We start from the raw sequence: 5,454 nt of genomic DNA, 5'->3' as shown, positions 1-5,454 counted from the left end.
AGAGGCTAGAGATCTGGCAGTTGTATTAAGAGCAGGGAGCCTGCCGGCACCAGTTGAGATCTTAGAAAATAGGACAGTTGGACCATCTTTAGGGAGGGATTCAATTGAAAGCGGTATAAAAGCTGCAATAATAGCCTTAATAATGGTTATAGTATTTCTTGCCTATTACTATAAGCTGGCTGGTATATTTGCTAATATAGCACTTATATTGAATTTTATACTTGTGTTATCCGTTATGAGTATGTTTGGGGCAACCTTAACATTGCCTGGCATTGCAGGTTTAATTCTCACAGTTGGGATGTCTGTTGATGCAAATGTTTTAATAGATGAGAGAATCAGGGAAGAAATTACAAAGGGCAGAACAACTATAAATGCAATAGAATCTGGATTCAGTAATGCAATGAGCGCCATAATTGATGCTAATGTTACAACACTTGTTGCTGCTGTTGTTTTGTACCAGTTTGGGACTGGTCCAATAAAGGGATTTGCTGTAACCTTATCTATTGGGATATTGTCATCACTCTTTACAGCAATATTTGTTACTAAAACCTTTTTTCAAAGTGTTTATTATAATAAAAAAAGAGGCTCCATTAGTATATAGTTTATGGGGAAAATATGGTTAAAATTTTAAAGGATAGCATCAACATAAATTTTATTGGGAGAGTTAAGTTATTTTACTTATTCTCAGGACTCTTATGCATTATTGGTTTAGTACTCATATTTTTTAAAGGCTTTAATTATGGTATTGATTTTGCTGGTGGTACACTGGTGCAGGTTAAATTTGAAAAGAAAATTGATATAAATGAGCTTAGAAAAGAACTCTCTAATATTGGTTTTGGCGATGTTGTAATTCAAAATTTTGGCTCAGAAAAGGAAATATTAATAAGGATTGCAACCCTTAAAGAAAATCTAAAGGAAATAACAGATAAATTAAATTCTCTCCTTTATAAAAAATATGGAAAGAACAATTTAACAATAGAGAGGGTTGAACAGGTTGGCCCCCAAATTGGAGCGCAGTTAAAAAAGAAGGCTTTATATGCAGTTATATTTGCACTCTTTGGCATATTAGTTTATATATCCCTTAGATTTGAATTTATATACTCATTATCAGCAGTAGCTGCTCTTTTTCATGATGTTATAATAACTTCACTATTTTTAATATTAACAGGGAGAGAGATGAATATTACAGTTTTAGCAGCTTTGTTAACTGTAGTTGGTTATTCCGTTAATGATACAGTTGTTATTTTTGATAGAATACGTGAAAATATTAAAAATACTAAGAAAAAAGAAGCAATAGGTATTACCATAAATAGGGGCATAAATGAAACACTTTCGCGAACTATTTTGACCTCAGGCACAACCCTTTTATCATTGATAGCTTTATATATATGGGGTGGAGCTGTTATCAATGATTTTGCCTTTACTTTGATAATTGGTATATTAGTTGGTACATATTCTTCAATTGGAGTTGCCAGCGCTTTGGTTTATACATATAAAACAAAGTATGCATAGTAAGCACCTCATCAACATTAATATAGATAGTGTAATAATTGTCAAATTATATATAAAAAACAATGATTTATTTGAAATTGAGCACATTACAATTAATGAATATAAAGATGGTTGCACCGAAGTTAAGCCATCTATAAGATATTTTGATTATTTATATGACAATTTTAAGAAATTTTTTCTTCGAAAGGGTTTTAAAAAAGATATATACAAATTTATTAATTTAAAGAATTGTTCTAGATTTTCATCTACAGTTTATAAAAAAATAATGGATATTCCCTTTGGCGAAACTTCAACTTATTCAGAAATTGCTAGCGGTCTTGGTGGTGTTAATTATAGAAGGGCTGTAGCAAGGGCTCTTTCTAAAAATCCTTATCCATTATTAATTCCATGTCACAGGGTAGTTGGTAAGAATTCTTTAGGTGGTTATAATGGTGGTACTAAATTAAAAAGATTACTAATAGAAACTGAAAAATCCTCTTTGGTAAACTAGTATATATTTTATATGTTATGTATGTAGCCTTTTGATGAGATATCTATAAATTTGTTGTTATATTTTAGTTGCACTCCAAAACCTTCTTCAATATATCCAATATTATAGATATTTCTATTAAGCTTTTCTTTAATTATATTAATTAGTTTTTCATTCTTATTAAAGGGTGAAGTAAAAATTAGCGCATATTCCTCGCCTGAATTTATAGCGTATTTTATTGGATCTATATTATATTTTTTTAAGTGATTAATTGGTAGCTTATTAGCTTCAACTACAATTTTTACCTTACTTTCACTAGCTATATGCATTAAATCAATGCCCATACCATCGCTTATATCTATACATGCATTTACACAATCAGTTTTACCAAGTAATTCACCCAATTCTTTTTCTGCCAGAATATTATAGTGGAAAAAAGTATCAATGTCGAAGGGCTTATTATGTATTTCTTTCTCTAGTGATACTTGTGCAAGACCAGTCTGTCTTGATAAATATAGAAGATCGCCTGGTCTTGCGCTTTTTCTTGTTAATAGATTAGCTCTTTTCTTGCCGATAATTGTAGCCGAAAAAAATGCATCCTTCATACTTGAGGTTGTATCCCCTCCAATAAGATATATGCCATATTTGTTAATTGCATATTTAATAGCATCTATAAGTTCTTTCTGGGAGAATTTTCCCTTTGGTATTGAAAGGCTTAAAAGGCTGTAAAGCGGAGTACCACCCATTGCTGCAATATCGCTAACATTTGATGTAAATAGTTTAAAAATTATATTATTAATAGAAGCTTTGCTGGTGAAGTGTATATTTTCTACCATTGCATCTGTCGTAATAATATAATTATTAAAAACAGCTGCATCATCACCTATAGGCAGGGTAATATCGGGTTGTTTTAATTCTTTTCTTAGAATTTCTAAAAAATTAAGCTCATTGCTCATTAAAATTTTCCTTTAGAATTTTTATAATTTTATCTGGAGAACTTGATGAGCAAATTACTTTAGAGATAGCAACACCATCAATTGGTATATTTTTTAATGTGTGGATATTTTCTGTATTAATACCACCTATTGCAACAGAGGGTATTTTACAGGTATGATCCTTTAGTTTCATCAATCTTTCAATACCTATAACTTCAGCTGAATTCTTAGTTGTTGTTGGGAATATTGACCCTATGCCAATGTAGTCAGCTTTATTGTTTATTGCAAAAGAAATATCCTCAATGGTATTACAAGAATAACCTATAATAAAGTTATTGTAATGTTTTTTAACAGGGACTAACGGCAAGTCCTTTTTTCCAATATGAACCCCATCAGCATGTAGCAATGTTGCCAAGTCTAGGCGGTCATTTACAATAAATAACACATCTTTTTTAAATTTATATATATTTTTTTTAATAATTAAGCCAATATTATATCTATTGTTTATTTCCAGGTCTTTGCATCGTAGTTGTATTGCAGTAATACCTGCATTAATAACTTTTTCCAAAAAAATATCTATAGGGATACTAAGATATTTATATTCAAAAATAAGATAGTATTTTAGGTATCTTCTAAGGTTTTGCTTAACTTTACTGCACACAGTTTACCACACATATCACAAGTTGATAAAGGGTTTTTCTTGTACCTTTCTTCTGCTTTTTTTCTATCAAATACAAGCTCAAACATTTTTTCCCAATTAAATTCTTTTCTATATTTGCTCATCAAATAATCTTTGTTTTTAGCGCTCTCTATCCCCTTTGAGATATCCCCAATATGGGCAGCAATTTTTGACGCAACAACACCTTCGTATACGTCATTGATATTTGGCAGGGTTAAATGTTCAGCTGGTGTCACGTAACATAGAAAATCAGCACCATTTGCAGCAGCAATACTTGATCCAACTGCTGAAGCTATATGATCAAAACCAGCGGCAATATCTGTAGGAAGGGGACCTAGAACATAAAAGGGGGCGCCGTTACATAGTTTTTTTTCTTCTTTAATGTGTGCAGCTATCTCATTAAGAGGTACATGTCCCGGGCCTTCTATCATTACTTGAACATTTTTTTTGTAAGCTTCTTTTGCTAATATTGATAGATTTAAAAGCTCTGATATTTGGAGATAATCCCCAGAGTCATATATTGAACCAGGCCTTAAAGCATCTCCAAGGGAAAGGGTTACATCATATTTATAAGCTATATCTAGGAGTCTGTCAAAGTGTTCAAATAGGGGATTGTTCTTTTTATTGTGAAACATCCAATTTGCCAATATTGAACCACCTCTACTTACAATCCCACATAACCTATTTGAGATATCATAATTTTTTATAATATCATAGGTTATCCCGCAGTGAACAGTTATATAGTCAATTCCTTGAGAGCATTCATATTCAATTGTGTCAAAGAGCTCATCTTCACTAAAATCATAGGGGGTTTTATTTTTATTTGCTAATTTTGTTGCTAGAGAATATGTTGGAACAGCCCCAACCATAACGGGTGATTTTTCTAATATTTTTTCTCTAATATCTTTTAAATTGCCCCCTGTTGATAGATCCATAATGCTATCTGCCCCATAATCAACTGCGATCTTTAGCTTTTCTAGCTCAAGGTCGGTATTGATACATTCTGAACTAGTACCTATATTTGCATTTACTTTTGTAGAAATATCACTTCCAATAGCCCTCAAAGATTTAATACTGTGGTTTTTATTCTTAGGTAAAACAGATCTTCCCTTTTTTATATTATCTAGTAATATTGATGGTTCAATTCCATCGTAAGCTGCAGCTTTTTTTATCTCCTCTGTTAAGATCCCTTTTTTTGCTTTTTCTAATAAGGTCATTTTATCTCAAAATCATGAAATTTCTCATGATCCTCCTTTTTTATTTTAATATTTGAAACACGTGCCATTGGTGGTCCAACCTTTGCATGTTCGATAAGTTTTTGAATTGAATCCTCATCACCTTGTGCACGTATCTCGACTGAACCATCACTAAGATTCTTAACGTAGCCTTTAATATTCAAATATTTTGCTTTAGAGTATATATAAGCTCTGAAATTAACTCCCTGAACTAATCCCGTAACATTTATATTATATGTTAACACTTTTGACCTAAGTTGATTTATAACAATTCCTATCTATTAATTTATTCTTTAACAAAATATTTTTTGTTTTTTCATACATTTCCAATATATTATAGATCCTCTCAACCTCAACCTTAAGGTTATCATAACCCTTATTATTGTTAATGATAAAATTAGCATATTTTAGTTTTTTGTCAATGGAGAGCTGTGAGGCAATAATAGAAGAAGCAAGGCCCTCATCTATATTATCCCTTTTTAATAGCCTTTTATAGCATATATTGTTTTTTGAGTATACAACTATAAGGCTGTCATATCGTTTAAATGATTGGGTCTCAATAAAAAGGGCTGCATGCACAATGATTATAGGTGATTTATTTTTTGATAAGATGTTATTAACAAT

General features: G+C 31.2%; 8 protein-coding genes. 3 read left to right on the top strand and 5 right to left on the bottom strand.

Annotated elements, in window-relative coordinates:
- The 3 genes from secD to SVN78_08055 form a co-directional block, all read left to right on the top strand.
- A partial coding sequence (gene secD, locus SVN78_08065; GenBank protein MDY6821559.1) for a protein translocase subunit SecD occupies nucleotides 1-601 on the top strand: 601 nt, incomplete at its 5' end.
- Between the two features lie 14 nt (nucleotides 602-615).
- Entirely contained in the window at nucleotides 616-1,512 is an 897-nt protein-coding gene (gene secF, locus SVN78_08060) for a protein translocase subunit SecF (GenBank protein MDY6821558.1), read from the top strand.
- Nucleotides 1,505-2,002, top strand: coding sequence for a methylated-DNA--[protein]-cysteine S-methyltransferase (locus SVN78_08055; protein ID MDY6821557.1), 498 nt, complete (start codon nucleotides 1,505-1,507; stop codon nucleotides 2,000-2,002). Before secF ends, SVN78_08055 begins: the two co-directional genes overlap by 8 nt.
- A gap of 8 nt (nucleotides 2,003-2,010) precedes the next feature.
- Here SVN78_08055 and thiL read toward each other — a convergent pair whose 3' ends face one another.
- The 5 genes from thiL to SVN78_08030 form a co-directional block, all read right to left on the bottom strand.
- Complete coding sequence (gene thiL / locus SVN78_08050; protein ID MDY6821556.1) at nucleotides 2,011-2,937, bottom strand: thiamine-phosphate kinase; 927 nt, start codon at nucleotides 2,935-2,937, stop codon at nucleotides 2,011-2,013.
- Nucleotides 2,927-3,484 (bottom strand): thiamine phosphate synthase, encoded by a 558-nt coding sequence (gene thiE, locus SVN78_08045; protein ID MDY6821555.1) that lies wholly within the window; start codon nucleotides 3,482-3,484, stop codon nucleotides 2,927-2,929. Before thiE ends, thiL begins: the two co-directional genes overlap by 11 nt.
- Nucleotides 3,485-3,537: 53 nt before the next feature.
- Nucleotides 3,538-4,812 carry a phosphomethylpyrimidine synthase ThiC gene (thiC, locus tag SVN78_08040; GenBank protein MDY6821554.1) on the bottom strand — a complete coding sequence of 425 codons (1,275 nt, stop codon included), beginning with the start codon at nucleotides 4,810-4,812 and terminating at the stop codon, nucleotides 3,538-3,540.
- Nucleotides 4,809-5,075, bottom strand: coding sequence for an acylphosphatase (locus SVN78_08035; protein ID MDY6821553.1), 267 nt, complete (start codon nucleotides 5,073-5,075; stop codon nucleotides 4,809-4,811). The genes thiC and SVN78_08035 overlap by 4 nt, the downstream gene beginning before the upstream one ends.
- Before the next feature lie 7 nt (nucleotides 5,076-5,082).
- Nucleotides 5,083-5,454 (bottom strand): dephospho-CoA kinase (locus SVN78_08030; protein MDY6821552.1); only part of this gene is annotated, 372 nt, incomplete at its 5' end.

Source organism: Deferribacterota bacterium (assembly GCA_034189185.1).
Classification (GTDB): domain Bacteria; phylum Chrysiogenota; class Deferribacteres; order Deferribacterales; family UBA228; genus UBA228.
Note: the sequence above shows the minus strand (reverse complement) of the source record. Positions and strands in the feature narration are given on the sequence as shown.

Coding starts and splice junctions, on each gene's coding strand:
- secF (MDY6821558.1), top strand. CDS start 616: ATGGTTAAAATTTTAAAGGATAGCATCAACATAAATTTTATTGGGAGA.
- SVN78_08055 (MDY6821557.1), top strand. CDS start 1,505: ATGCATAGTAAGCACCTCATCAACATTAATATAGATAGTGTAATAATT.
- thiL (MDY6821556.1), bottom strand. CDS start 2,937: ATGAGCAATGAGCTTAATTTTTTAGAAATTCTAAGAAAAGAATTAAAA.
- thiC (MDY6821554.1), bottom strand. CDS start 4,812: ATGACCTTATTAGAAAAAGCAAAAAAAGGGATCTTAACAGAGGAGATA.